The sequence below is a fragment of the Streptomyces sp. NPDC029836 genome (genome assembly GCF_055574495.1).
The window spans coordinates 305,027-330,624 of record NZ_JBVHZI010000006.1 but is presented as its reverse complement, the minus strand read 5'-3'; the positions used below and the strand labels follow the sequence as shown (position 1 = coordinate 330,624).

Below are 25,598 nucleotides of genomic sequence, written 5' to 3'. Positions count from 1 at the left end.
CGCAAAGGACCTCTCCCTCATGTTCAAGGCCAAGCAGTCCGCCCGTAGCCGCTCCCTCCTCCTCGCCGCCGTCGTGCTCGCCCCGATGCTGGGGATGGCCTCGGCCCAGTCGGCGGCGGCCAACGCCCCCAGCGTCGCGGACATCGCACGCAACCAGGTCGGCAACAACTGCACGCCGTACTACGGATGTGTGTACCCGTCCGCCTGGTGCGCCGAGTTCTCCCGCTGGGTCTGGAAGCAGGCCGGCGCGAACACCAGCGGCCTCAACGCGGCCGCCGCGTCCTTCCACAGCTACGGCCAGAAGAACGGAACCCTGCACACCAGCGGACCGCGGATAGGCGACGCGGTCCTGTGGGACGACGACGGTTCGGTCTCCGGCGAGGCGAACCACGTCAGCCTGGTCGTCGGAGTCTCCTCCGACGGCTCGCAGATCCAGACCGTCGGCGGCAACGAGAGCGGCAAGGTCTCGTACAAGAACTGGTTCAACTGGCGGACCTACAACAACCCGGGCGCGGGCAAGGCCCTCGCCTTCGTCTCACCGGTGGGCGTACCCGGAACCCCGCCGCCGGTGGTGACGCCGCCCGCGCCGTCCGGACAGTGGCGGGCCCAGGTCGCCGTGGAGGCGGGCGGGTCGCTCCACCACGGCGTCCGCAACCCGAACGGAACCTGGTCGAGCTTCGGCAACGTCGACAACGAGGCGGGCGAGATCCCCTCGGGCGTCCGGACCACGGCCGAGGCCGGCATCAACGGCGACACGCACGTCCTCGCCGTCAGCAACGAGGGCAAGCTCCACCACACCGTCCGCTTCGCGAACGGCCAGTGGGCCGGGTTCGGCGATGTCCACGCGGCGGCCGGTCAGTTGGCGAACGTGACGCAGGTGGCGGCGGCTTCGGTGGGTGCGGAGCTTCAGGTGGCGGTGGTGGCGGACGGGAGGGTGTACCACACGGTGCGCCGGGCGGACGGCAACTGGACTCCGCTGGCGGTGGTGGGTAACCCGGCGGGTGACAAGCCGGTGACGAAGGTGGCGATGGCCCGTACGGGCTCGGACGTGCAGCTCGTGGCGGTGGCCGACGGGGTCCTGCACCACACGGCGCGGTTGGCGAACGGTACGTGGCTGGGTTGGGGTGACGTGTCCGCGGAGGGTGCTCCGGCCGCCATCGCGGACGTCGCGATCGCCGGTACGGGCAATGACCTCCAGGTGGTTCTGACGGTCGAGAACGGTGCGAAGCAGTACCACGGTGCTCGCTTCTTCAGTGGTGAGTGGGTGTTCAACTCCCTGTCCTCGGTGGTGTCCGGAGTGACGGTCACCGATGTCGCGGCGGCTGCCGTCAACGACGAGCTCCAGGTGGCGTTCGTGGCCGCGGACGGGCGGGTCCTGCACACGGTCCGTCAGGTCAGCGGCAACTGGACCGGTGTCGGCTCCGTCGACCTGACCGGCGTCACGGGCACCCGTACCGGCGTCTCGATCACCGGCACCTACAACTGATCGCAAGCAGCACACGGCCGCGGGCCCGGGACGGTCATCGTCCCGGGCCCGCGGCCGTGTCCCTGCGCCACCGCTCAGGCGGTGGTCCGTCCCGCGGTGTCCGGGGCGGCGGGCGCCGGGTCGGCGGCCGGAACCTCCAGACGGACGACGCGCAGCCAGCCGGCCGCCGCCTTCGCGGCGGAGCCCAGGGCCAGGCCCCAGGCGGCCCCCGCGACGCCCCACAGGGCGTACCCGCCGAGCAGCAGGGCCACCGACAGCAGGGAGAAGACCACTTGCAGGGACAAGGTGGCCTTCGGGTTGAGGACGCGCAGGGTCAGCAGCGCGCAGGTGCCGAGCCCCATGACGGCGTACTGCGCTCCCGTCGCCGGCAGCAGCGCGGACGCGGTGGCCCAGGTGTCGCCGAGCAGGTGACGGCCCAGTCGGTCGGGCAGCGCGTACAGGAGGGCCGCCCAGCCGGCGCCGAGCACCGCGAGGGCGGCGCCCATCAGGGCCGTCAGGCGGACGACGCCCCGTTTGCCGCGGGCGCGGCCGACGACGGGCGGGCCGAAGGCGCTCGCCGAGTTGAACAGCACGTTCAGCGGCCCGAAGAGGGTGGTGGCACCGCGCAACGCGCCCACGGCCAGCGGGGTCGCGAAGACGCCGAGCCCGAGGACGGCCAGCTGGCTGGAGCCGTTGCCCACGGCGAACTCCACCACGAACCGCTGCCCCAAATGCCCGCGCCGCAGGTAGGGGCGCAGTTCGGCGCGCACGCCACGGACGAAGGGCCGCAGCAGCCACAGGCCGAGCGCCAGCGCGGGGAGCGCGGAGAGCCCCCACACGAACACCAGCCGTCCGGCGGAGGCGCCCGACGGCTGCACGGCCAGCGCGGCGACGACGCAGACCAGCCGCAGCGTGTCGGCGGCCAGCGCCCGCTGGGGCACCCGCAGCGCGGAGAAGCAGTAGCGCAGTCCGTCCTGGACGAGGACCAGGGGCAGTACGGCGCCCAGCGCGAGGAAGGCCGTCCCGACCTCGCCGGGCAGGGCCAGGCCCACGGCGGCGAGCAGCAGGCCGGCCGCCACCGAGGCGGCGGCCGTGAACAGGACGGAGGAACGGCAGACGGCGCCGAGGCGCTCGCCCTTCTCCAGGACGACGGTCTGTCCGACGTAGGCCATGTTCAGCCCGAGGAGCACGCTGAAGGCCACGTACACCATCGAGAAGTCCGCGAAGCCGGACGCCGAGGACAGTCGGGCGGCCAGCACCAGCACCAGGATGTTCGTGGCGCTGGACGCTGCCTGGTCCAGGACCGAGGAGACCGCGGCGAGGCCCCGCCGGCTCACCGCCGGCCCGTGCGCACCGTGCGCAGGGCGACGGTGTCGGTGCCGTCACCCGGGATGTGCTGCTCGGGTTCGGCAGGCTCACGGGTGAGGGGCTGCGGCGCGGACTTCGCCGGCGCGGGCGGCGCGACGGCCGGGGCGGGCGCGGCCTTGCCCTTGCCGCGTCCGCGCTTCTCGGTCGGCAGCGGGGTGTGCAGGACGGCGCCCAGCACCGTTCCGCCGGCGCCGCTGATGAGCTCGCGGATCCGGGACAGGTCGGTGCGGTGCACGGCGCGCGGGTCGCAGACCACCAGCACGCCGTCGACGCGGTCGACGAGCGCGAGGGCGTCGGCGTACGAGAGCACGGGCGGGGCGAGCACCACGACGGTGGAGTTGGGGGAGTCGGCCTCGGAGATCAATCGGGTGGCGCGCGGGGAGGTCAGCGCGCGGGGCACGTTGCGCACCCGCTCGCCCGGGATCAGGTCGAAGGCGCCCGATTCCCCGGCGTCCACGACGAGCTGACGTCCGTCGGGCCAGTCGGAGTCGCCGTGCCCGCCCGCGGCGGGGCCGCCCGGCATCTGGCTCCAGCGGGGCCGCCCGCCGGCGTCGGTGGGCAACTGGCTGGCCAGCACCGGGGTGCGCAGGTCGGCCTCGATGAGCAGGACGTCCTTGCCGGTCTCGGCGAAGGAGGCGGCCAGGTTCACGGCCACCGCCGCGGCGGTCTCGCTGCTGCCGCGCGGAGCGACGACGAGGAGCCGGCGCCGGTCGGCGAAACGGGAGTCGTAGGCGAGCCGGAAGGCCACCGAGCGGTACTCCTCGGCGAGCCGGGGGTCGGCCTCGCCGGCCGCGAGGAGCGGCCCGCCGCCGGACTTGTCCCGGGGGAGGGAGCCCAGTACGGGCGCACGCAGGGCCCGCGAGACGTCACCCTCGGAACGCGGCGCCGGGTCGAAGACGAGCCGGACCCAGGCGGCGAGCAGGCCGAGCGCCAGGCCCACGGCCGCGCCCAACGCCAGCGACATGAGGATGCCGGGACCGTCGGGGGAGGTGGGCACCGTCGCGGCACTGGTGACCCGACCCGGGGTCATGTCCAGGGCTTCCAGCTTGGTGATCTTGCCGTTGTAGCCGCCGACCTCGCTCTGCAGGTCGGTCTTGGAGGAGGTCGCGGCGTCGCGCGTGGTGCCCGCGGGCATCCGGGCGATCTCCTTGGAGAGCTCGTCGAGCTGCTTGGCGACCGGGTCGCGCTGCTCCTTGTAGCCCTTGACCATCTTGTCGCGGGTGGCGTCGAGGGCTTCCTGCCGCTTGAGCAGGTACGCCTGGGTCATCGCGTTGGCGCGCCGGGCGGCCTCCTTGGGGGAGGACGCGGTGTAGGTGAAGCGGAGCACCATGGTCTGCGGCGGGTTGGTCACCTGGAGGCCGCTGCGCAGGGACGCGAAGTCCTGGTCGGCGATCTTGAGGCTCTTCTTCGCCGCCTCGGCGATGGAACTGGAGAGCGCGACCTGCCGCTCGGAGCCGATGTTGATCGCCTTGTCGGGCGCCAGGCTCGGGTTGAACGGGTCGTCGGTGGGCGCCCGCAGCACCACGTCGGCGGTCGCCACGTAGGTGTCCGCCGTGGATATGCCGAGGTAGACGCCGCCCAGCAGGCCGATGCCCACGCCCGCGCCGATGAGCTTGCGGTAGCGCAGGAGCTGCTTGAACTGGTCCCTGAGGAGATCGGGTTCGTCCTCGGCCGGGGCCGCTGCTGGGCGGTTCGTCTCGATCACGGCTGGGTGCCCCCAAGTGCTTCGTCTATCAGTGCGTCGATGCGGGCGAGGCCCGCTTCCCGGCTCAGGTGGGCCGCCACGTGGACGGGCCCGGCAGCGCCCAGCGCGTCCGCGCCCCCGGGGTCCTCCGCCAGAGCCCGTACGGCCTTCAGCAGCGCGTCGGGGTCCTCGGGCGGTACGAGCACCCCGGCGCCCGAACGTGCCACCTCCTGGGCGGTTCCGCCCTCCGCCGCGACGGACGCGACGACGGGTCGGCCGGCCTGGAAGTAGGAGGTGAGTTTGGACGGAACGCTCATGTCCAGCACGGCCGCGTGCTGCGTGACCGCGAGCACGTCCGCCGCCGCGAGGATATCGGGGAACTCGCCGTCAGCGGCAGGGGGGATGATGTCGAGATTCGGCACGTCCGCCGCGAGGGCGGCCAGCGCCGCCCGCTGACTGCCGTCACCCATCAGGACGAAGCGGACGGACGGATCGCGTCGGGCGGCGCCGACGAGGACCTCCAGCCCCTGCTTGAGGCCCATGTTCCCGGAGTGCAGGACCACCGTCTGACCAGGGGCCCAGCCCAGGTGCCGGCGGGTCTCCCCGCGCGGCTTGGTGGGCAGCGGCACGTGCGACCAGTTGGGCACGAGACGGATCCGCTTCGGGTCCACGCCCATGCCGACGACCCGGTCCACGAAGGTCTCGTGGATCACACCGACCAGGGTGGCCCGCTTCAGGGCGTACGCCTCGGCGCGCCCCGCGATCGCCGCGGCCTTGTCGCCACCGCTGATCCCGCTCTGCGCCGCCGCGGCCCCCATCAGGTCCTGGACGACGGGGACGTACGGAACCTTCCAGCGCGCCGCCAGCCGCGCGGCGAGCACGCCACCGGCCAGGCTCGGCATCTGCGCGAGGACCGCGTCCGGCTTCGGCATCCGGGGCGGGGCCACGGCGCCGTGGAGCAGAATCGATCCTTCGAAAAGCGCGCGCTTCACGGCGGTCTGCCGCTGGGGAACGGTGTGCGCACGCCGGTGCACGGTGACACCCGCGCGCTCCTCCGTGCGCCGGAGCGCCCCCTTGTACGCCGGCTCGACCGACCACGCCGGATAGTGCGGCATGCCCGCCAGGACGTGGGTCTCGTGGCCGATACTGGCCCAGTGCTCCGCGATCTGGGTGGCGTACGGGCCTATACCCGCATGCTCGGGGGCGTAGTTGGTGGAAACCAGCAGCAGGCGCCGGTGACCGGAATTGGACACTGAACGTCCCCTTCTCCCCTGGATGATGCGCACGTCACCCTATTCGTTCACCGACAGGGTGCGGAACGTGCACGCTATTGTCTGCTAATCCGCCACACCCGGGGGTGTGGCCGCTGGGGGGTAATTGATGATGGAGCACGATATGTCCGAGTCCGGTCCGTCCGCGCGCAGACCGTACCGGGTCGGGTACGCGCCCGGTGCCTACGACCTGTTCCACATCGGGCATCTGAACATCCTTCGGCACGCCCGGAGTCAGTGCGACTACCTGGTGGCCGGCGTGGTCTCCGACGAGATGGCCGAGCGGGCCAAGGGTCGCCGGCCGATGATTCCGCTGGTCGAACGGCTGGAGATCGTCCGCAGCGTCAAGTACGTCGACGCGGCCTTCGTCGAGACCGTCCCCGACAAGGTGGAGACGTGGAAGCAGGTCCGCTTCGACGTGATCTTCAAGGGGGACGACTGGCGGGGCACGCCCAAGGGCGACCGGCTGGAGAAGGACTTCGCCGCCCACGGTGTCGACGTCATCTACTTCCCCTACACCGTCCACACGTCCAGCACCCAGCTGCGCCGGGCCCTGGACGCGCTCGCCCAGCCCCTCGCGGGGCCGGAGGCGCTCATCGCCGAACGGCGCTGAGCTCCCGGAACCACTTCGTCAGGAACGCCAGCAGGAACAGCACGGCGACCGCGCCGAGCCCCGCGTACGCCCAGCGGAACAGCTCCCCGCCGCCGAGCAGCAGGAACACCAGGCAGAACACCCCGTAGTCCACGGGCAGCAACGCCACCGCGCGCAGGGTCGACGGTGCGGCGGCGGGGCTGCCCGGCGCCGGCTTGGGCTTGAGCTTCTCGGTCAGCAGCCCGCCGAAGAAGGTGACGACCGCCGCGAACTGGAAGACCAGCGGCACCAGCAGCCAGCCCTGCGAGTCGGTCCCGTACGCCTCGGGGAAGCGGTGGAAGGCGATCAGCACGCAGGTGTGCAGCGCGGTCAGCTTCGCGCAGTCCACGACGTGGTCGAGCCATTCGCCGGCCGCGCTGCCGCCCCCGCGCAGGCGGGCCAGCTGCCCGTCGGCGGAGTCGAAGGCGAAGCCGACCGCGAGGGCGGCCCACACCGCGACGCCCAGCCCCCAGGAGGGCGCGACCAGCGCGACGGCCGCCACGGCCGCGAAGCTGAAGACGGCGCTGATCAGCGTCACCTGGTTGGGAGTGAGGCCCAGCGCGTACGACCCGGCGGCCAGGTACCGCCCGGCGGGCCGGTTCACGAACCGGGAGTAGAGCGACACCCCCTTCGCCGACTTCTGCGCCCCGCGCAGCTCCCGCAGCGCGGTCCCGACTCTCGCCATGCGTACCCCTGACCCCTTCGATGACACACGTGCGCGAGGCACGCGTGTTCGTATGAAGGCCACATCATCGCAGGGCGAGCGAGGGCTTCCGTGCCGGATCCGCCCTCACGTCCGGAAGCAGTAGTACGGACAGGTTCGCGGCGGCCACGAGCACCGCCGCGGCCAGCAGCGGCGCCGTCGTTCCGGTGGCGGCGGCGAGCGGCGCCGCCACCGCGAGCCCGAGCGGCCGGGCCGCGAAGGAGATCAACGAGTCGAAGGAGCCGACCCGCCCCAGCGCCTCGGCCGGCACCCGTCGCTGGATCTCCGTCTCCCACAGCGGGCTGAGCAGTCCGACCCCGCCCATGCCGACGAAGTACGCGGCCGCGCACGCCGCCACGGGCAGCCGGAACGCGAACGCGGCCAGGGCCGGCGCGAGGGCGGCGGAGGCGACGGCGACCCACACCAGGGGCCGGCGCACGGGCAGTCGGCCTGCCGCCCAGGCCCCCGCGAGCAGTCCCGCGGTGCCGGCCTGGGCGACGAGCACCCAGGAGCCCTCGCCGCCCAGGGACTCCACGGCGATCAGCGGGCCGAGGGTCAGCAGGACGCCGGCCGTCAGGTGCCAGACCCCGTGCGCCATGACGTTGGCCAGGAACCACGGGTGCCGACGGGTCTGCGCCCAACCGGCGCGCAGCTCGGCCGTGAACCCGCCCCGGGCGCCGCCGCCTTCCCGGGCCGGGGTCCGCAGCCCGCCCAGCGTGAGGGCGGAGGCCACGAACAGGGCGCCGGTCACCAGTGAGGACCAGCCGGCCCCGGCGGCCAGCATCAGCGCGCCCGCGGCGGCCGGCCCGGCGATGGCGGCCAAGCCCTGGGCCACCATCAGCCGGGAGTTGGCCCGCAGCCGGCCGGGCCCGGCGACGACGGCCGCCACCAGGGTGCGCGCCGAGGGGGTGCCGAAGGCGACGGCGGCGCCGGTCACCGCCGCCAGTGCGGCCAGCTCGGGGACCCGTACGGGACCGGACAGCAGGAGCGCCCCGGTCGCCAGTTGGGCGGCGGCCCGCACCAGATCGGCGGCGAGCACCACCCGGCGGGCGGCGAACCGGTCGGCGACCACCCCCGCGACGGGCAGCAGCAGGAGCATCGGCAGCATCTCGGCGGCGAGCACCAGCCCGAGGTCGCCGGCCGAACCGGTGCGCATCACCGCGAGGGTGAGGGTGGTGGGGATCAGCGCCGTCGCGAAGGCGGCGCAGGTGCGGCCGGCGAGCAGCCGCAGTAGGGTCGGGGTCATACCGCGCAGATTATTTCGCCGGCGAAGGATTCGCCAGCGAAATGTTTCCGGCCGGGGGTGGGGACGGAGCCGTCACGGACCGGGTCATAATGCGGACATGGGCACAGAGACGGGCGCGACCCCGGCACCGCACGGGACCACGGAACCCGCCCCCCGCCCCGGCTCCGACCGGCCGGAGCCGGTGGTCCGCGCGGAGGACTCGGTCGACCGCCACATCGCGCGCTGGAGCGGCAAGGTCCCCTTCGACGTGCCCACCGAGGCCGTCATCACCCGCATCCAACTCCTCGCCAAGCACGTCGCGCACGGCAAGGAACGGGCCCTCGCCGAGACCGGGCTCCAGGCCTTCGAGTTCGAGACGATGCACCGGCTCGCCTCCCGCGGCGCCCCCTGGCGGGCCCCCTCCTCCGAACTCGCCGCCGAACTGCTCCTCTCGCCCGCCGGCATGACCGGACGGCTGGACACCCTGGAGCGGTCGGGCCTGGTCCGCCGGCTGCGCGCCGCCGCGGACCGCCGCCGGGTCGACGTGGAGCTGACCGGGGAGGGACACCGCCGCTGGACCGACGCCATGCGCTGGCGCGGCATCGCCGAGGCGCGGATGATCGAGCCCCTCGACGACGCCGACCGCGCCGCGCTCGCCGTCCTCCTCAAGCGGATGCTGATCCAGGTCGAGACGCGCTGACCCCCGGGGCCGGGATCCCGTCCCGGCCCCGCCCCCTCACGTCAGCACGCGCAGCAGCATCACCGACCGACCCGGCACCGTCAGGATCTGCCCGCCCCGGTGCCGGGTCGCGGGCGGGGCGTCCTGCGACTCCCGCCCGGTGTCCAGCACCAGCTCGTACTCCTCCGCCCAGGGCGCTCCCGGCAACAGCCACTCCACCGGCCGGTCCCCGGCGTGCAGCAGGGCCAGGAAACTGTCGTCCGTCACCTGACGACCCCGCTCGTCGCGACCCGGAATGTCGCGCCCCGACAGGTACAACCCCACCGCGGCGGCCGGCGCGTACCAGTCCCGCTCCGTCATCTCCGCGCCGCCCGGGGTGAACCAGGCCAGGTCCCGCAGCCCGTCGGCGCCCTGCGCCCGACCGGAGAAGAAGGCCCGGCGCCGCAGCACCGGATGGGCCTGGCGCAGCGAGATCAGCCGCCGGGTCAGCGCGAACAGCTCGTTCCAGGCGGGGTCCTCCAACAGCGACCAGTCCACCCAGCCCGTCTCGTTGTCCTGGCAGTACGCGTTGTTGTTGCCGCCCTGGGTCCGGCCGAACTCGTCGCCCGCGACCAGCATCGGCACCCCGGTCGACAGCAGCAGCGTGGTGAGCAGGTTGCGCAGCTGACGGCGGCGCAGCGCGCCGATCCGCTCGTCGTCGCTCTCGCCCTCCGCCCCGCAGTTCCACGACCGGTTGTCGTTGGTGCCGTCGCGGCCGTCCTCCCCGTTCGCCTCGTTGTGCTTGCGCTCGTAGGTCACCAGGTCCCGCAGGGTGAACCCGTCGTGGGCCGTCACGAAGTTCACCGAGGCGTACGGCCGCCGGCCGCCCCACGCGTACAGGTCGCTGGAGCCCGACAGCCGGTACCCGAGGTCCCGTACGTCGGGCAGCGCACCCCGCCAGAAGTCCCGGACGGCGTCCCGGTAGCGGTCGTTCCACTCGGTCCACAGCGGCGGGAACGCCCCCACCTGGTAGCCGCCCGAGCCCACGTCCCACGGCTCCGCGATCAGCTTGACCCGCCGCAGCACCGGGTCCTGGGCGATCACCGCCAGGAACGGCGACAGCATGTCCACGTCGTGCATGGACCGGGCCAGGGCCGCCGCCAGGTCGAAGCGGAAGCCGTCCACCCCCATCTCCGTGACCCAGTAGCGCAGCGAGTCGGTGATCAGCCGCAACACGTGCGGACGCCCCGCGTGCAGGGTGTTGCCGCAGCCCGTGTAGTCGGAGTACCGGCGCTGGTCGGACTGGAGCCGGTAGTAGCCCCGGTTGTCGATCCCGCGCAGGGACAGCGTCGGGCCCAGCTCGCCGGCCTCCGCCGTGTGGTTGTAGACCACGTCGAGGATGACCTCGATCCCGGCCGCGTGCAGGGCGCGCACCATCCGCTTGAACTCGCCGACCTGCTGCCCGGTCGTCCCGCTGGACGAGTAGCCGGCGTGCGGGGCGAAGTAGCCGACCGAGTTGTAGCCCCAGTAGTTGCGCAGGCCCCGGCGCAGCAGGTGGTCCTCGTGGGCGAACTGGTGCACGGGCAACAGTTCGACCGCCGTCACCCCGAGCTTCGAGAGGTGCTCGACCGCCGCCGGATGCGCGAGGCCCGCGTAGGTGCCGCGCAGTTCCTCGGGAACACCCGGATGGCGCATCGTGAAGCCGCGCACGTGCAGTTCGTAGATCACCGAATCGGCCCAGGGGGTCTTCGGCCGGACGTCGTCCGCCCAGTCGTCGTCGTCGTGGACGACCACGCCCTTCGGGACGAACGGCGCCGAGTCCCGGTCGTCGCGCACGGTGTCCGCGATGTACTGCTGCGGCCAGTCCCGGACGTGCCCGTACACCTCCGGCGGGAGCGTGAAGTCCCCGTCCACGGCCCGCGCGTACGGGTCCAGGAGCAGCTTGGCCGGGTTGTGCCGGGCGCCCGTCCACGGGTCCCAGCGGCCGTGCACCCGGAACCCGTACCGCTGCCCCGGGCGCACGCCCGGCAGGAACCCGTGCCAGATCTCGTGCGTGAGTTCGGTCAGGGCGCAGCGGGTCTCGACGCCGGCCTCGTCGAACAGACAGACGTCCACCGCCTCCGCCCCCTGCGCCCACAGGGCGAAGTTCGTGCCCCCGACCCCGTCGGGGCCGGTGCGGTAACGGGCCCCCAGGGGGTGCGAGGAGCCCGGCCACACCGGTGGCCCCGGGCGCGCGGAAGCCCGCAACACCCTCGTGTGGACCCGCTCCCGGGTGTTCACCGCGTTCGCGGTGCCCTCGACGGCATCCACCGCCTCTTGTTCGGCTGCGCTAGACAATGCCCGCCTCCACGGCTCCTGGGTACCGAAGGGGGCAGGGGATCGTGGCCCCGGCGTCCCGGCCTGGGCCCGCCCCCGTCTGGTGCCTTCACACTGTTCTGCCCGGACTGTTCTGCCCGGAACGTGCCCCGCCCTCACGTTTCCCCCGGAGGGGGCCGATCGTTGGACCCTTCGTGATTCTTCTGACGAGGCGGGCAGGGGCGGGGTGGGCCGCCTTGGCGGCATGTGCGGCCCTGTTGGGCGGGCTGACGGGGTGCACCGAGGACGGCAGGCCCCCGGTGGAGGTGCAACTGCCCGGCAGGCCCGAACCGCCGGCCGAGGCCATCCGGATCACCCCCGACGACAACGCGAAGGGGGTCCCGGCCGAGGGTCCGCTGCGGGTGACCGTCCCCGAGGGCCGCCTGGAACGTGTCGTGGTCACCAAGGTCGAGGACGCCCAGCAGGAGAAGGTGCCGGGCAGCATCGCCGCCGACGGCCTCAGCTGGAGCCCCGACCCGAAGGCCGGACGGCTCTCGCTCGCCGCCAAGTACACCGTGGACGCGGTCGCCCTCGACGGCCACAACCGCCGCCAGGCCCGGCACACCACCTTCACCACCTACGTCCCCGAGGAGCGGTTCATCGGCTACTTCAAGCCCGAGAACCGCTCCACGGTCGGCACCGGCATGATCGTCTCGTTCAAGTTCAGCCGGGCCATCAAGGAACGCACGGACGTGGAACGGGCCATCACCGTCACCTCGAACCCGCCCGTCGAGGTCGCCGGGCACTGGTTCGGCGACGAACGCCTCGACTTCCGGCCCAAGGAGTACTGGAAGCCCGGCACCGAGGTCACCATCACCATGGACCTGCGCGACGTCGAGGGCGCCCCCGGCTCGTACGGCATTCAGGAGAAGACCGTCCGCTTCACGGTCGGCCGCTCCCAGACCACCCTGGTGGACGCCGAGGCGCACACCATGCAGGTCCGCCGGGAGGGGCAGCTGCTGTCCACGATCCCGATCACCGCCGGGGCCCCCGAGAACACCACCTACAACGGCAAGATGGTGGTGATGGAGATGTTCGACGTCACCCGCATGAACGGCGCCACCGTCGGCTTCACCAGCGAGGACGGCAAGGGGGAGTACGACATCCCGGACGTCCCGCACGCCATGCGGCTCACCAACTCGGGCACGTTCCTGCACGGGAACTACTGGGCCAGCCCCGACACCTTCGGCTCCACCAACGTCAGCCACGGCTGCGTGGGCCTGCGCGACGACAAGGGCGGCGGCTCCGACACCCCGGCCGGCTGGTTCTTCGACCGCACCCTGGTCGGGGACGTGGTGGAGGTCGTGAACTCGCGGGACAAGACGGTGTCTCCGAGCAACGGCCTGGGTGGCTGGAACATGTCCTGGGCGGACTGGGTCGCCGGGTCCTCCCTCACCTGACCGACCGGCTGACCGCCCCTCCGACCGACCGCCCGTCCGACCGTCCGCCGGACCCCGGCCCGCACCGAGCCCCGCCCGTCCGGTCGCCGCCCGGGTCGGTCGCGGGCCGGTCACCCGTCCGGCCGCAGCATCCGAGTGATTGTCGGACCGGAATGCCGTAGTCGCCGGTGTCGTCCGTCCGCCGCGCCGAAGCCCGCCCGCAGCCTGTCAGGGCCCACAGCGCGGATACGGACGGAGCGTCATGTCAGCAAGGAACTGGACCCTCGGGGTGGCGATCGGGGCCGTACTGGCCACCGCCGCTCCCACGGCACTCGCCGCGGGTCCCGGCGCACTCCCCCCGGCGGCCGGCACACTGCGCGCCCCCCTGCCCGGCGGGCTCGGTCCCTGCGTACCGGGTGACTGCCCGAGCCCGTTCCCGCAGATCGGCAGCGACGGCAGCATCAAGGGCCGCGACAACGCCGTCAACATCTTCGCCGGAGGCCAGTTCCGCGTCCGCGGGTCGGCCTCGGAGGCCGAGGGCCGGCTCGTCGTCCTCGGCGGCTTCGACCAGGACAAGCGGGCCGGCGGGGACAGCCGCTACAACGTCGGCATCGTCGGCGCCGGCTCGCTCGTCCCGCCGAGCGACGGGGCCGACTTCCTGACCACCGGCGCCGACGTAGCCGTCGCCGCCGGGGAGACCCTGATCGCCGACCGCGGCGTCGTGCGGTACGCGGGCGTCCTCACCGGGCCGGGCACCGTCACCGGTACCACCACCCGCGACCCCGCCGCCGTCGCCCCGTACGCGGGCCTGCGCGACCGCCTCACCGCCGCGGCCCAGTGCTACGCCCGGGTCGACGGCAGCCCGCGCCCCGCCACCGGCACCGCCGTCAACAGCGGCTTCGAGACCCTGTTCACCGGTGACAACCGTTCGCCGCTCCAGGTCTTCAACGTGGACGCCGACCTGGTCAGCGGCACGGGCGGCGCCCAGGGCATCCGCTTCACCGGCATCCCCGCCGGCGCGACCATCCTGGTCAACGTCCTCGGCACCGGCACACGCACCATCAACACCTTCAGCGGGACCCTCGTCGATTCCGGGTCCCCGAACCTGAACCCCTACCGCGAGCGGCTGCTGTGGAACTTCCCGGACGCCACGACGGTGAACCTGACCGGCAGCGGCCAGTTCCAGGGCAGCTTCCTGATGGGCAACCAGGCCTCCGAGACCACCGTCACCCTGCCCGGCATCAACGGCCGCTTCTTCACCACGGGCTCCGTCACCCACGGCAGCGAGACCGTCGGGGGCGGCGGCCAGGAGTTCCACGCCTACCCCTTCACCGGCAACCTGCCCGACTGCGGCACGCCCCCGGCGACCGGCGCGGTCGCCGTCACCAAGGTGGACGAGGCGGGCGGCACGCTGGCGGGCGCCACGTTCGAGCTGTGGCGCGAGACCAACGACCGCCCCGGCCTCCAACCGACCGGGAACACCCCGGACACCCGGGTGTCCGACTGCACGACCCCCGCGAACGGCGCATGCTCCCGGGCGAACCTGATGCCGGGGACGTACTACTGGCGGGAGACGGCCGCGCCGGCCGGCTTCGACCTGCCCGCGAACCCGGTCTTCCCGCTGGTCCTGACGGCGGACGACGCCACGAACGGGCGCACGCCCCGCGCCCGCGCCGTCAACGCCCGCACCGCGGTCCCGGTGACCGGCTCCGTCTCCGTCCTCAAGCGGGACGAGGAGGGCGAACCGCTGGCCGGGGCCGCCTTCCAGCTGTGGCGCGAGACCAACGGCACCCCGGGCCTGCAGACCGCCGGCCCCGGCGCCGACACCAGGATCCACGACTGCGTCACGCCGGCCAACGGCGTCTGCTCCCGTGAGGACGCCGAACTCGGCACCTACTACTGGCGCGAGACCGCCGCCCCGGCCGGGTATGTGCTGCCCGCCGACAACGTCTTCACGCTGACGCTGACCCGGGAGAACGCCTCGGCCGGCGTCCGGTACCAGGTCGACAACGAGCGCGACGCCACGCCGGACGACGCCAGGGTGGTCCTGCGGAAGTCCGACAAGGACACCGGGGCCGCCCTGCCGGGCGCCAGGTTCGAGCTGTGGCGCGAGACCAACGACCGGCCCGGCCTGCAGACCGGCGGCCAGAACCCGGACGAGCGCCTCGACGACGTCTGCGTCACCGACGCGGAGGGCACCTGCACGGTCGAACTGCCCGTCGGCGAGACGTACTACTGGCGCGAGACCGCCGTCCCGCCCGGCTACGAACTCTCCCCGGACCCGGTCACGGCCTTCGACCTGGACGAGGGCGACGTCGCCGAGGGCATCGTCCTCAACGTGACGAACAGCAAGAAGGAACAGGCCCGCGGCTCGATCCGGGTCCTGAAGAAGGACGCCAAGACGAAGCGGCCGCTGCGCGGAGCGGTGTTCGAGGTCTGGAAGGAGACCAACAACACCGCGGGCCTGCAGACCCGCGGCATCAACCCCGACCAGAAGTCCGGGCCGGGCTGCGCCACCGACCGCAACGGCGTCTGCGACTTCGACCGGCTCTCCGAGGGTTGGTACTACCTGGTCGAGACGGACGTCCCCGAGGGCTACGTGCTGCCCCGCGACCGGGTCACCGGTCCGCTGAAGCTGGACGCGACGACCCCGGGCGCGCGGCTCGTGGTCCCGCTCCAGAACGAGCGCGACGACCACGGCAAGGGCAAGCCCGGCAAGGGCGGCCGGCCCGAGTAGCACGACCGGCGGCACCCCGCCCCGGTGCGCCGCCGGAGTGATCTCCTCACTCCGGCGGCGCACCCGCGCGCGCGTACCGTCGCCGGCGCCGGTTGGGTGGGGGGTGGTGGCCCGGCCGGCGGGCCGGAGGAGGCCCGGATGGCTACACGTCAGGCGGCGGTCACGGCTGCCGGAACCGCCCTCCTGTGGGCGGCCCTCGCCCTCGTCGCGGCCCCCGCCGCCGCGGCCGCGCCGGAGCCCGAGCCGGAGCGGGCCTGCACGGTGGGCACCGGCCCCTACCAGCGGGAGCTGGAGACCCAGCTGCGCCTGCCGGTCGACGGGACGCAGTCCCCGGCCGACTGCCTCGCCGTCCGCGCCTTCCAGCGCGAGCACGCCGTCACCCCCGCCGACGGCTACGCGGGCCTGGCCACGTACCGCACGGCCGTCGCCGTCGCCGCCCGCGCGAACCCGAACGCCGCCGGGGCGTGCCCCGTCCGCGGGTACCGGGTGACCTGCGTCGACCTCGCGCGCCAGCTGCTGTGGGTGCAGAGCGGGCGCCGCGTCGTGTTCGCGCCCGTGCCCATCCGTACCGGCCGCGACGACCAGGAGACCCGGCCCGGCATGCACGAGGTCTACTGGCGCAGCAAGGACCACAGATCGACCCTGTACGACGACGCCCCCATGCCGTACGCCCAGTTCTTCGACAAGGGCCAGGCCCTGCACGGCCGCCCCGGCCCGCTCTTCGAGCACGGCGGCTCGGCGGGCTGCGTGAACCTCACGGTGGCGGACGCGAAGCGGCTGTGGGACCTGCTCCAGGAGGGCGACGCCGTGTACGTATGGGGCGTCAAACCCGGTACCGAGGACTGACGTCAAGGGGCGCGCGACACCCCGGACGCTTGGGACGGAACGGTGACAAGACCGTGCCTTTTCGTGTTGTTCCCCTGTGATTACCTGTCGACATGCGCGCGACTGTCCGCGCGCGGGGGACATGGGGAGTACACGAGTGAACCTGCAGCCGATACGCGGCCGCGTCCGCACCGGCCTGCCGGCCCTCCTGCTGGGAGCGGCGCTGCTGTTGACCAGCGCGTGCGGCGGCGGGGGCAACAGCGGGGGCAGCGACGGGAAGAACGGCGGGTCCGGGGGCGCCGGTACGGCCGGCACCGAGGCGTCCAAGGCCGTGGTCGGCGTCAAGCCGGACGACGGGGCCAAGGAGGTCGCCACGAGCGGCGTCCTGAAGATCACCAGCACGGGCGGCAAGCTCACCACGGTGACCGTCGCCGACACCAAGGGCAACGCGGTCGAGGGCAAGCTCGCCGCCGACGGCGCGAGCTGGGAGCCCAACCGCCACCTGGCCTCGGCCACCGAGTACAAGGTGCACGCGGTCGCGAAGGACGAGGCGGGGCGCGAGTCCGCCAAGGACACCAGCTTCTCCACCCTGACCCCCGTCAACACGTTCGTCGGCCACTACACGCCCGAGGACGGTTCGACCGTCGGCGTGGGCATGCCGGTGTCGATCAACTTCACCCGTGGGATCACCAACCCCGAGGCCGTCGAGAAGGCCATCACGGTCACCGCCGAACCGTCCGTCCCGGTCGAGGGCCACTGGTTCGGAAACGACCGCCTCGACTTCCGCCCGGAGAAGTACTGGGCCGCCGGCACCAAGGTCACCGTGAAGCTCGCCCTCGACGGGGTCGAGGGCCGTCCGGGGGTCTACGGCAAGCAGACCCGTACGGTCACCTTCACCGTCGGCCGCTCGCAGGTCACGACGGTCGACGCGGAGGCCAAGCAGATGGAGGTCGTCCGCGACGGCCAGGTGCTCAAGAACATCCCGATCACCGCGGGCGCCCCGGCGACGACCACCTACAACGGGCAGATGGTCATCAGCGAGAAGTACAAGGTGACCCGGATGAACGGCGCCACCGTCGGCTTCGGCGGCGAGTACGACATCTCCGACGTCCCGCACGCGATGCGGCTGTCGCAGTCGGGCACCTTCGTCCACGGCAACTACTGGGCCTCCTCCGCCACCTTCGGCTCGGAGAACGTCAGCCACGGCTGCGTCGGCCTGCGCGACGTGCGCGGCGCCGGTGACGACGGCACCCCGGCCGCCTGGTTCTTCAACGAGTCGCTGATCGGCGACGTGGTCGTCGTGAAGAACTCCAAGGACAAGCAGATCGCCCCGGACAACGGTCTGAACGGCTGGAACATGGCCTGGGCGGAGTGGATCAAGTAGGTCGCCGGCGCGCGTGGTCGAACCGCGCGGGCGAGGCCGACGCGAAGTGGCCCGGTGCTGTGACCCACGGCACCGGGCCACTTCGCGTGCTGTGACCTTCCGGGGGGCGACCCCCGGACCCCCGGCCTCTAACCTGGGCCGTATGACCATCTCTCTCGAAGTCTCCGAAGGCGTCGGCACCATCCTGCTGGACCGGCCGCCCATGAACGCCCTGGACATCGCCACCCAGGACCGGCTCCGCGAGCTCGCGGTGGAGGCCGGTGACCGCGCCGACGTGCGCGCGGTCGTCCTCTACGGCGGGGAGAAGGTGTTCGCGGCCGGCGCGGACATCAAGGAGATGCAGGTCATGGACCACGCGGCCATGGTCGCCCGGTCCCGCGGCCTCCAGGACGCCTTCACCGCCGTCGCCCGGATCCCCAAGCCCGTCGTCGCGGCCGTGACCGGCTACGCGCTCGGCGGCGGCTGCGAACTCGCGCTGTGCGCCGACTACCGGATCGCCGCCGACAACGCCAAGCTCGGCCAGCCGGAGATCCTGCTCGGCCTGATCCCGGGCGCGGGCGGCACCCAGCGGCTGTCCCGGCTGATCGGCCCGTCCAAGGCCAAGGACCTGATCTTCACCGGTCGGATGGTGAAGGCCGAAGAGGCCCTCGCCCTCGGCCTGGTGGACCGGATCGTGCCCGCCGCCGAGGTGTACGAGCAGGCGCACGCGTGGGCCGCCAAGCTGGCGCAGGGCCCGGCGCTCGCGTTGCGCGCGGCGAAGGAGTGCGTGGACGCGGGCTTGGAGGCCGACATCGACACCGGCCTGACCATCGAACGCAACTGGTTCGCGGGGCTGTTCGCCACCGAGGACCGCGAGCGCGGGATGCGCAGCTTCGTCGAGGAGGGCCCGGGCAAGGCCAAGTTCCTCTGAGTGCGGGCGGGTCGACGCGGCCGGGTGACACGGGCCGCATCGGCCCGCGCGGCGACCTCCTCCCTGGGGGTGGATTAGCCAGGCCTTAAGGGAGCCTTAAGGGGAAACGGTGATCAACACGGTGTGATCGCTTTCGCACGGGCTGTCACCGCAGGTCAAGTGGGTCCCGCAGGGCTCCGGTTGCCCTGCGCATATGCCGATGGATCCCTGCGGAATCCTGGATTCCGGGGGGTGTTTTCCCATGGAACGGCCCGGACGGGCGCACCGGCCGTCCATGATGGGTGCATGGCGGGCCTGGAGGGTGTGGAGCAGCCGCGGCAGCGCAGTACCAGCGCTTCGGCCGTACGGCTCGTGACGGCGCTTGAGGACGAACAGGGTCTCAAGGCGCTGGAGTTGTACGGGAATCCGGCCGAGGGGGAGGTGACCCTGCCCTCCATGCCGGAATCGGCGAGCACGGCCCGCCGGCTCACCCAGAGCGTGGTGATCCGCTTCTGGGGCCTCTCGCCGCAGATCGCCGAGCACACCGTCCTGCTGGTCTCGGAACTCGTCGGCAACGCCGTGCGCCACACGGGAGCCCGGTCCTTCGGGTTGAAGATGGTCCGCCGGCGCGGCTGGATCCGCGTCGAGGTGCGCGACCCCTCGCGCGGACTGCCCTGTCTGATGCCGGTGCACGAGTTGGACACCACGGGGCGCGGGCTGTTCCTCGTCGACAAGCTGTCCGACCGCTGGGGCGCGGACCTGCTGCCGCGCGGCAAGATCACCTGGTTCGAGATGCGCGTCGCCGACCGCTGAAACCGCGGTCGGCGCCCGCCGCTTCAGCCGGTGTGCAGGGTGCGGAAGCGGTCCGGCCGCGCCGGGTCCCGGTCGGTGACCTGGATCGGCGACCAGGCCCACTGTCGTACGCCGATGCCCGGCACGCGGGAGAACCGGATCAACCCGCGGCTGCCCTCGACCGCGACGTGCGGCCACGCCCCGGTGACGGCCGCCCGGTCGGTGCCGTGGGAGCGCAGCACCTCGGCGAGGACGGTGACGGTGTCCCAGCCCTCGAAGGCGACGAACGAGGGCGCCTCGCCCAGTTGCTCGCGCAGCTCCTTGCCGACGCGTTCGCCGAGCGGGTCGAGGCGCTCGGGCAGGTAGCGCAGGAACGGGATGCCCGCGCCGTCGCGCCGTGGTCGACCAACGCGTCACACAGGGCCGCCGGGGTGAGCGCGTTCGCGTCGAGTTCGACGACGGAGCCGCCGTGCGGGGCGAGGTGCTCGCGCAGGATCCGGCGCCCCCGCCCGGGGCAACCGGTTATCCCCGCCGGGGGCCCGGGCGCCGCCGGGCCCGCAGGGCCCGGAACGCCAGAAACCCCCTGGCGCCGGTGTGGGGCGGTGCGGGGGTTTCATGGGGGCGCCGAGGATCGAAGGGGGTGTGATCCTCGGCGGGCGACTTCGCTCGGGTCAAAGGGGAAGCCGTGATGGCGACTATGGCAGAAGAGGGGCCGAACGCCAAAAGTCCCAAGTGGGGCATAAGTGTGCATATCCTAAGAGTTTCCACCTAAATCCTAGGTGAGATGGGCCACTCACCTCGTAATCTATGAATAAGTATCGACTGCTCTGAGTGAATCGTTGATCACATAGTGGACGGATGGGTCGGACGGCTCGGCCCGCGAAGGTCCCGAATTGGGTCAATCATTACCTTTCCTGTCATCCACCCCTTAAATGGGCAGGTGTTGTCATCATCAGGCCGCCGGGCGGCCCTGCGCGCGGGCGTCGCCACGCTGGCCGGTCTCGCCGCCGGTTGCGGGACGGAGCGGACCGCCGACCGGGGGCCCGCCCCCGCCGCCCCGCCGAAGGCCTCCGGTGCGGCCCCGGTCAAGCCCGCACCGGCCGCCCCCGCGCCCGCCCCCCGCCGGTTCGCCGGGCAGCCCGTCGAGATCGGCCACGGCCCGCGCGACCGCCCCCGGATCGCCCTCACCTTCCACGGCAACGGGGACCCCGCCATCGCCCGCTCCGTCCTCGCCGAGGCCGAGCGGGGCGGGGCCCGGGTCACCGTCCTGGCGATCGGCAGCTGGCTCGACGAGCACCCCGACATGGCCCGCCGGGTCCTGGACGGCGGCCACGAGCTCGGCAACCACACCCAGCGCCACCTCGCGATCAACGAGATGTCCGAGGCGGAGGCCTACGCGGAGATCACCGGCTGCGCCCAGCGCCTCAAGCGCCTCACCGGCTCCATCGGGACCTGGTTCCGCCCCTCGCAGACCCAGTACGCCACCGCGCTCGTACGCACCCTGGCCCAGCGGGCCGGCTACCCGCACGTCCTGTCGTACGACGTGGACTCCCTCGACTTCACCTCGCCCGGCGCCGCGGCCGTCATCCGCAACGTCACCGGGACGATCCTCGGCGGATCGGTGGTGAGCCTGCACTTCGGCTACGCGGACACGGTCGACGCGATGCCGCCCCTCCTCGAAGAACTCGCGCGCCGCAAGCTGCGCGCGGTGACCACCACGGAGCTGCTGACCCCATGACGACGAACCGCCTTCCACGCAAGGCCACCGCGCTCCTCGCCGGACTGGTCCTCGCCGCCCTGGCCGGCTGCGGAGGATCCGGCGGAAAGGGTGAGCCCGCCGCCCGCGGCTCCAACGGGCCCGTCCGCCCGGCCAAGGTCGTACCGGTCGCACCCCCGGGGCTGCCGGGGATGCCGCCGGTCCTCGACCCCGACGACGTGTACGCGGCCGACCGGCCCAACAACCTCTCCCCGGTGGTCAAGGACTTCCCGTCCCGCGTCTACGTGCCGAACACCAACTCCAACACGGTGTCCGTCATCGACCCGGCCACCTACAAGGTCATCGACACCATCCCGGTCGGCGTCCAGCCCCAGCACGTGGTCCCGTCCTGGGACATGAAGACGCTGTGGGTCAACAACAACCGCGGCCACACGCTCACCCCGATCAACCCGGCCACGGGCGAGTCGGGCAAGGACGTCGAGGTGCACGACCCGTACAACCTGTACTTCACGCCGAACGGCAAGTACGCCATCGTGATGGCCTCCATGGACCGCGAGTTGGTGTTCCGCGATCCGCACTCCATGGACCGCGTGAAAACCGTCCCGGTGACCTGTTTCGGCGTCAATCACGCGGACTTCTCCGCCGACGGCCGGTACTTCATCGTGAGCTGCGAGTTCTCCGGCGAACTGCTCAAGGTCGACACCGAGAAGATGGAGGTCATCGGCCAGCAGAAACTCCCCTTCGAGGGCGCGATGCCGCAGGACGTCAAGGTGTCCCCGGACGGGAAGACGTTCTACGTCGCCGACATGATGGCGCACGGCATGTGGGTGCTCAGCGGCGACAAGTTCGACACCCCGAAGCTGCTGCCCACCGGAAAGGGCTGCCACGGCCTGTACATCAGCCGTGACTCCAAGGAGATGTACGTCCCCAACCGGGGCGAGGGCACCATCTCCGTCTTCGACTTCAAGCAGAACCGACTCACCAAGAAGTGGGAACTGCCCGACGGCGGCAGCCCCGACATGGGCGGTGTCTCCGCCGACGGCAAGGTGCTGTGGCTCTCGGGCCGCTACGACTCCGAGGTCTACGCGATCGACACCGCGTCCGGCAAGGAACTCGCCCGCATCCCGGTCGGTGACGGCCCGCACGGACTCGCCGTGTACCCGCAGCCCGGGCGCTACTCGCTGGGGCACACCGGGATCTTCCGCTAGTCGAAGGAGCGGCCGGCCGGCCCCCCCGACGTACGGACATGACAGTGTCCCGGGAGCTCGCACAGCTCCCGGGACACCGGGTCAACGGGGGGCGCCCCGCCGGACGCCCCCCGGTTCATGGGCCCGTGGTCACCAGGCCACGGGCAGCCGCTCGGGCAGCCGCTTGATGAACCCCGTCCGCCAGACGAGGTTCTCCGCCGGCACCGCGAGCCGCAGCTGCGGCAGCCGCTCGACCAGCACCTCCAGCGCGATCTCGGCGTGCGCCCGGCCCAGCGCCGAAGCCGGGCAGAAGTGCCGGCCGGCGCCGAAGGCGAGGTGCGCGTTCGCGCCCTCCCGCCCCAGGTCCAGCTCGTCCGGGTTCTCGAACGCCTCCGGGTCGAAGTTGGCGCCCTCCAGCAGGACCAGGACCAGCTCGCCCTCCTTCACCAGGACGTCGCCGACCCGGACGTCCGCCAACGCGATGCGCGGCAGCCCGTCCCCGACGGACAGGTTCCAGCGCAGCAGCTCGTCGACCGCCCCGCCCATCCGCTCCGGATGGGCGCGCAGGTACCCGATCAGCTCCGGCCTCTGGAGCAGCGCCAGGATCGCGAGGACCAGGAACGCCGACGTGGACACCGCGCCCGCGCCGAACAGGGACACGGCGACCGTCGCGAACATCTCGTCCGTCAGGTGTGCCGACTCGGGGTCGGCCTCCTTCAGGTCCGCGAACCGGCCGAGGAGCCCCGTACGCTCCTCGGACGGCAGCGCGAGCTGCGCCCGCAACTGTCCGGCGAAGTAGTCGACGTCCTTGTACCAGTTGAGCGCGGAGTCGGCGAACGGCTCGCGGGCGGTCATGAACGCGACGTCCAGCCCCGACATCAACCGGCGCCGGTCCTCGTACGGAACCCCCAGCACCCGGCAGTGCAGCGCCGCCGAGAAGGGGTCGGCGAACCCCGCCCGGAGATCGGCCGGAGCGCCCTCGGCGACGAGCCGGTCGAGGAGCTCGCCGGCTTGGGCGCGCAGGTGATCCTGGAGCCCCTGCTGCCGCGGGTTGAGCGCCTTCATGACCGCGTTGCGCAGGCCGGCGCTGTTGATGTTGCCCATGTTGTTGACGACCTCGGGCGGGATCGTCAGGGCGTACTGGCGGGGCACCCCGGCGTTCGCGGTGTCCTTGAGGCTGAAGCGCTCGTCCTCCAGGACCTGTTTGGCCAACGCGTAGCTGCTCACCAGCCAGGCGGGGTCCCCGGTCAGGGTGCGGACCTTGGCGACCGGCGCCTTCTCGCGGAGCCAGGAGCACTCCTCGGGCAGTACGTCACCGCGCCGCGAGAGCGGGAAGTCGAGGAGCGGCTCCCGCTCCCGGCCGTCCGCGCTCTCAAGCTGCTCGACGCTCATCGACGGTCCTCTCGGTGGTCGCGTGGTCCACGGTGCTCTGAGGTGCCGTGCCCCGCGGTGCGGTGGTGGTCGGGGCCGCGGTGTTCGCCGGCCCGGTGTCGGTGGCGTCGACGGCCTCGGGGCGCACGACGGCGTACGCCTGGTTGCGGGTGGCGCGCAGGCCCCCGCCCCGGGCGAAGAGGAGGTCCGTCATCGGCATCTTGACGTGGTAGGCCGCCACGGAGGACGGCACGTCGAGAATGCTCGGGGTATCCACGAAGAAGGGCAGCTCCGCCGCCATGTAATCGAAACAGACCTGCAACTGCGCGTCGGTGATGGATTCACCTTCCGGCAACTTGGATCCGACGAAATGGAGAGCCATTTCCTCACAACCCTTGCGGAATGCGTCATCCGTCTCCAAGAAATGGAGCACGCGCCGGTGCAGAAGTTGGTACACGGGGTTCGACTCGAACTCCGAAAGCGCCCTCACGCGGATCTCGGCCTGTTGAGGTCCTGATTCCTCCACGCCTTTGAGAATCCTCCTCCGGACCGCCTTGATCTCTTTCGCCGCGCGCTTCTCCGCATGCTCCGGGGTGTAGCCGAAGGCGGCGAACATCCGGTCGACGTGGAGGTCCGCGTAGACGAAGTCGACCTGCGCGAAGCGGGTCGTGGCCCATCGGGCGAGACTGGACACGCGCTCGGCACTGAAGTAGCTGTTGCCAGGACTCACTCCGATGAGCACATGGTCGCCGTCTTCCCAGATATGGCGGCAGGTGCGGGTGAAGGGCAGAACTTCGAATGATGCGTCAGCTGTGATCGTCACCTGTGTGATCGCCCTTGTTGCCGCTTGTCCCTGGGAGCCCTGCGCTCCCGGTGTGGCGGCAATGTCTGAACGTTATGCCGTGATCCCGGAGCGTGACAAGTGGCGGCCGGATTTCTTGGCCGGAATTATCGCTTCCGCGTTACGGAAGAGTAATTGAATTTGTTTCTGCCGACCGAACGGGACCCGCGGGACGCGGCCCGCCCGGCGGCCGCTACCCTGAGCCGGTCAACAAGCACCAAGAAGGGGTGGACCCAGTGGCGGACATCGAGAGCGCACGGGCGACGTTCGGCAGGTTCGACGCGGACGGCGACGGCTTCGTCACGGCCGACGAGTACAGCGCGGCCATGAAGGCCATGGGCGACGCGTTCGTCACCGGCGCCGTCGCGGACGCCGTCGTCGCCTCCAAGGACGCGAACGGCGACAAGCTGCTCAGCTTCGACGAGTTCTGGGCCTCCGTCAACAAGTAGGCCCGCGCGAGGCGAGCCGGCCCGCGAGCCGAGCCGGTCAACGCCCGCCCACCGCCCCCGCCCGCCCCGGCGGGGGCGCGTCAGGCCGTGTCCCGGCCCTGCGGCGGGGCGTCCGGCCCCGTCATGCCGTCGACCTCGGCCAGCGCCTCCTCCAGCCAGCGCAGCCAGAACGTCTCCAGGGCGATGCCCCCGTGCAGCACGAGCCGGCGCAGCCGGTCCTCGACGGCGTCGCGGCCCGGCGGGAAGTCCTTCGCCTCGATGGCCTCGTACGTCTCCAACTGCCCCTGGTGCAGCTCCAGATGCCGCCGCAGCTCGGGCAGCAAACCCTGCGGCCCCACGACGCCCGCGGCCCGGATGCGCAGCAGCAGCGGATCCCGCATCGGCTTGGGGTCCTGGCTCTCGCCGACCCACCGGGCCAGCTCCGCGCCACCGGCCGGAAGTACCTCGTACTCCTTCTTGCGGCCCCGCAGCGGCACCTCGCCGGGCAGCGCCCGGATCAGCCCCGCCTCCTCCAGCCGACCCAGCTCCCGGTAGATCTGCTGGTGCGTCGCGGACCAGAAGTACCCGATCGACCGGTCGAACCGCCGGGTCAGCTCCAGCCCCGACGAGGGCCTTTCGAGCAGGGCGGTGAGGATGGCGTGCGGGAGCGACATGCCGCCATCCTAGG

General features: G+C 72.2%; 21 protein-coding genes and 1 pseudogene. 12 read left to right on the top strand and 10 right to left on the bottom strand.

What is annotated here, in order from left to right; all coding sequences use genetic code 11:
• The first annotated feature begins 19 nt into the window (after positions 1-19).
• A complete protein-coding gene (locus tag ACZ4XJ_RS20195; protein WP_468496918.1) occupies positions 20-1,486 on the top strand; it encodes a CHAP domain-containing protein in 1,467 nt (488 codons plus the stop codon).
• Between the two features lie 74 nt (positions 1,487-1,560).
• Here the strand turns inward: ACZ4XJ_RS20195 and ACZ4XJ_RS20190 are convergent, their stop codons facing one another.
• From ACZ4XJ_RS20190 to ACZ4XJ_RS20180, 3 genes are read right to left on the bottom strand one after another with little or no spacing between them, the layout of a single operon-like run.
• On the bottom strand, positions 1,561-2,802 hold the full coding sequence (locus tag ACZ4XJ_RS20190) for an MATE family efflux transporter (protein ID WP_468496917.1): 1,242 nt from the start codon (positions 2,800-2,802) through the stop codon (positions 1,561-1,563).
• Positions 2,799-4,538, bottom strand: a complete 1,740-nt coding sequence (locus ACZ4XJ_RS20185) for a lipopolysaccharide biosynthesis protein (protein WP_362880221.1) — start codon at positions 4,536-4,538, stop codon at positions 2,799-2,801. The genes ACZ4XJ_RS20190 and ACZ4XJ_RS20185 overlap by 4 nt, the downstream gene beginning before the upstream one ends.
• A complete protein-coding gene (locus ACZ4XJ_RS20180; RefSeq protein WP_468496977.1) occupies positions 4,535-5,740 on the bottom strand; it encodes a glycosyltransferase in 1,206 nt (401 codons plus the stop codon). The genes ACZ4XJ_RS20185 and ACZ4XJ_RS20180 overlap by 4 nt, the downstream gene beginning before the upstream one ends.
• 172 nt (positions 5,741-5,912) lie before the next feature.
• Here ACZ4XJ_RS20180 and ACZ4XJ_RS20175 point away from each other — a divergent pair, with 172 nt between their 5' ends.
• On the top strand, positions 5,913-6,401 hold the full coding sequence (locus ACZ4XJ_RS20175; protein ID WP_362880222.1) for an FAD synthase family protein: 489 nt from the start codon (positions 5,913-5,915) through the stop codon (positions 6,399-6,401).
• Here ACZ4XJ_RS20175 and ACZ4XJ_RS20170 read toward each other — a convergent pair.
• Positions 6,382-7,104, bottom strand: a complete 723-nt coding sequence (locus tag ACZ4XJ_RS20170; protein WP_362880224.1) for a CDP-alcohol phosphatidyltransferase family protein — start codon at positions 7,102-7,104, stop codon at positions 6,382-6,384. The two genes, ACZ4XJ_RS20175 and ACZ4XJ_RS20170, sit on opposite strands and share 20 nt — an antisense overlap.
• Before the next feature lie 64 nt (positions 7,105-7,168).
• A complete protein-coding gene (locus ACZ4XJ_RS20165) occupies positions 7,169-8,368 on the bottom strand; it encodes an MFS transporter (protein WP_468496916.1) in 1,200 nt (399 codons plus the stop codon).
• Between the two features lie 97 nt (positions 8,369-8,465).
• Here ACZ4XJ_RS20165 and ACZ4XJ_RS20160 point away from each other — a divergent pair, with 97 nt between their 5' ends.
• Entirely contained in the window at positions 8,466-9,047 is a 582-nt protein-coding gene (locus tag ACZ4XJ_RS20160; RefSeq protein ID WP_362880227.1) for a MarR family winged helix-turn-helix transcriptional regulator, read from the top strand.
• A gap of 36 nt (positions 9,048-9,083) precedes the next feature.
• Here the strand turns inward: ACZ4XJ_RS20160 and glgX are convergent, their stop codons facing one another.
• On the bottom strand, positions 9,084-11,342 hold the full coding sequence (glgX, locus tag ACZ4XJ_RS20155) for a glycogen debranching protein GlgX (RefSeq protein ID WP_468496915.1): 2,259 nt from the start codon (positions 11,340-11,342) through the stop codon (positions 9,084-9,086).
• A gap of 215 nt (positions 11,343-11,557) precedes the next feature.
• Here glgX and ACZ4XJ_RS20150 point away from each other — a divergent pair, with 215 nt between their 5' ends.
• The 6 genes from ACZ4XJ_RS20150 (at position 11,558) to ACZ4XJ_RS20125 (ending at position 19,387) form a co-directional block, all read left to right on the top strand.
• Positions 11,558-12,760, top strand: coding sequence for a L,D-transpeptidase (locus ACZ4XJ_RS20150; RefSeq protein WP_468496914.1), 1,203 nt, complete (start codon positions 11,558-11,560; stop codon positions 12,758-12,760).
• A gap of 241 nt (positions 12,761-13,001) precedes the next feature.
• Positions 13,002-15,476: a SpaA isopeptide-forming pilin-related protein gene (locus ACZ4XJ_RS20145; protein ID WP_468496913.1), complete on the top strand. Its 2,475-nt coding sequence runs from the start codon at positions 13,002-13,004 to the stop codon at positions 15,474-15,476.
• A 138-nt stretch (positions 15,477-15,614) separates the two neighbouring features.
• On the top strand, positions 15,615-16,322 hold the full coding sequence (locus tag ACZ4XJ_RS20140; RefSeq protein WP_468496912.1) for a L,D-transpeptidase family protein: 708 nt from the start codon (positions 15,615-15,617) through the stop codon (positions 16,320-16,322).
• A gap of 121 nt (positions 16,323-16,443) precedes the next feature.
• Complete coding sequence (locus tag ACZ4XJ_RS20135) at positions 16,444-17,685, top strand: L,D-transpeptidase (protein ID WP_362880233.1); 1,242 nt, start codon at positions 16,444-16,446, stop codon at positions 17,683-17,685.
• Between the two features lie 142 nt (positions 17,686-17,827).
• The gene (locus ACZ4XJ_RS20130) at positions 17,828-18,595 is read left to right on the top strand and encodes an enoyl-CoA hydratase/isomerase family protein (RefSeq protein WP_383986955.1); all 768 of its coding nucleotides are present in this window, start codon (positions 17,828-17,830) and stop codon (positions 18,593-18,595) included.
• Positions 18,596-18,775: 180 nt separating this feature from the next.
• Positions 18,776-19,387, top strand: a complete 612-nt coding sequence (locus ACZ4XJ_RS20125; RefSeq protein WP_362880237.1) for an ATP-binding protein — start codon at positions 18,776-18,778, stop codon at positions 19,385-19,387.
• A 23-nt stretch (positions 19,388-19,410) separates the two neighbouring features.
• On the opposite strand, the pseudogene ACZ4XJ_RS20120 reads toward ACZ4XJ_RS20125, so the two are convergent.
• A pseudogene (locus tag ACZ4XJ_RS20120) lies at positions 19,411-19,871 on the bottom strand (ABC transporter substrate-binding protein); the annotation flags it as partial.
• A gap of 438 nt (positions 19,872-20,309) precedes the next feature.
• Here ACZ4XJ_RS20120 and ACZ4XJ_RS20115 point away from each other — a divergent pair.
• Positions 20,310-21,104 (top strand): polysaccharide deacetylase family protein, encoded by a 795-nt coding sequence (locus ACZ4XJ_RS20115; RefSeq protein WP_362880320.1) that lies wholly within the window; start codon positions 20,310-20,312, stop codon positions 21,102-21,104.
• Positions 21,101-22,291 (top strand): YncE family protein, encoded by a 1,191-nt coding sequence (locus tag ACZ4XJ_RS20110; protein WP_468496911.1) that lies wholly within the window; start codon positions 21,101-21,103, stop codon positions 22,289-22,291. Before ACZ4XJ_RS20115 ends, ACZ4XJ_RS20110 begins: the two co-directional genes overlap by 4 nt.
• A gap of 129 nt (positions 22,292-22,420) precedes the next feature.
• On the opposite strand, the gene ACZ4XJ_RS20105 is transcribed toward ACZ4XJ_RS20110, so the two are convergent.
• Positions 22,421-23,662 (bottom strand): cytochrome P450, encoded by a 1,242-nt coding sequence (locus ACZ4XJ_RS20105; protein ID WP_468496910.1) that lies wholly within the window; start codon positions 23,660-23,662, stop codon positions 22,421-22,423.
• Complete coding sequence (locus ACZ4XJ_RS20100; RefSeq protein ID WP_468496909.1) at positions 23,643-24,464, bottom strand: tRNA-dependent cyclodipeptide synthase; 822 nt, start codon at positions 24,462-24,464, stop codon at positions 23,643-23,645. Before ACZ4XJ_RS20100 ends, ACZ4XJ_RS20105 begins: the two co-directional genes overlap by 20 nt.
• Positions 24,465-24,718: 254 nt before the next feature.
• On the opposite strand from ACZ4XJ_RS20100, the gene ACZ4XJ_RS20095 reads away from it, so the two are divergent.
• Positions 24,719-24,931, top strand: coding sequence for an EF-hand domain-containing protein (locus tag ACZ4XJ_RS20095; RefSeq protein ID WP_468496976.1), 213 nt, complete (start codon positions 24,719-24,721; stop codon positions 24,929-24,931).
• Between the two features lie 80 nt (positions 24,932-25,011).
• Here ACZ4XJ_RS20095 and ACZ4XJ_RS20090 read toward each other — a convergent pair whose 3' ends face one another.
• Positions 25,012-25,584: a PadR family transcriptional regulator gene (locus ACZ4XJ_RS20090; protein ID WP_362880246.1), complete on the bottom strand. Its 573-nt coding sequence runs from the start codon at positions 25,582-25,584 to the stop codon at positions 25,012-25,014.
• Positions 25,585-25,598 lie beyond the last annotated feature (14 nt).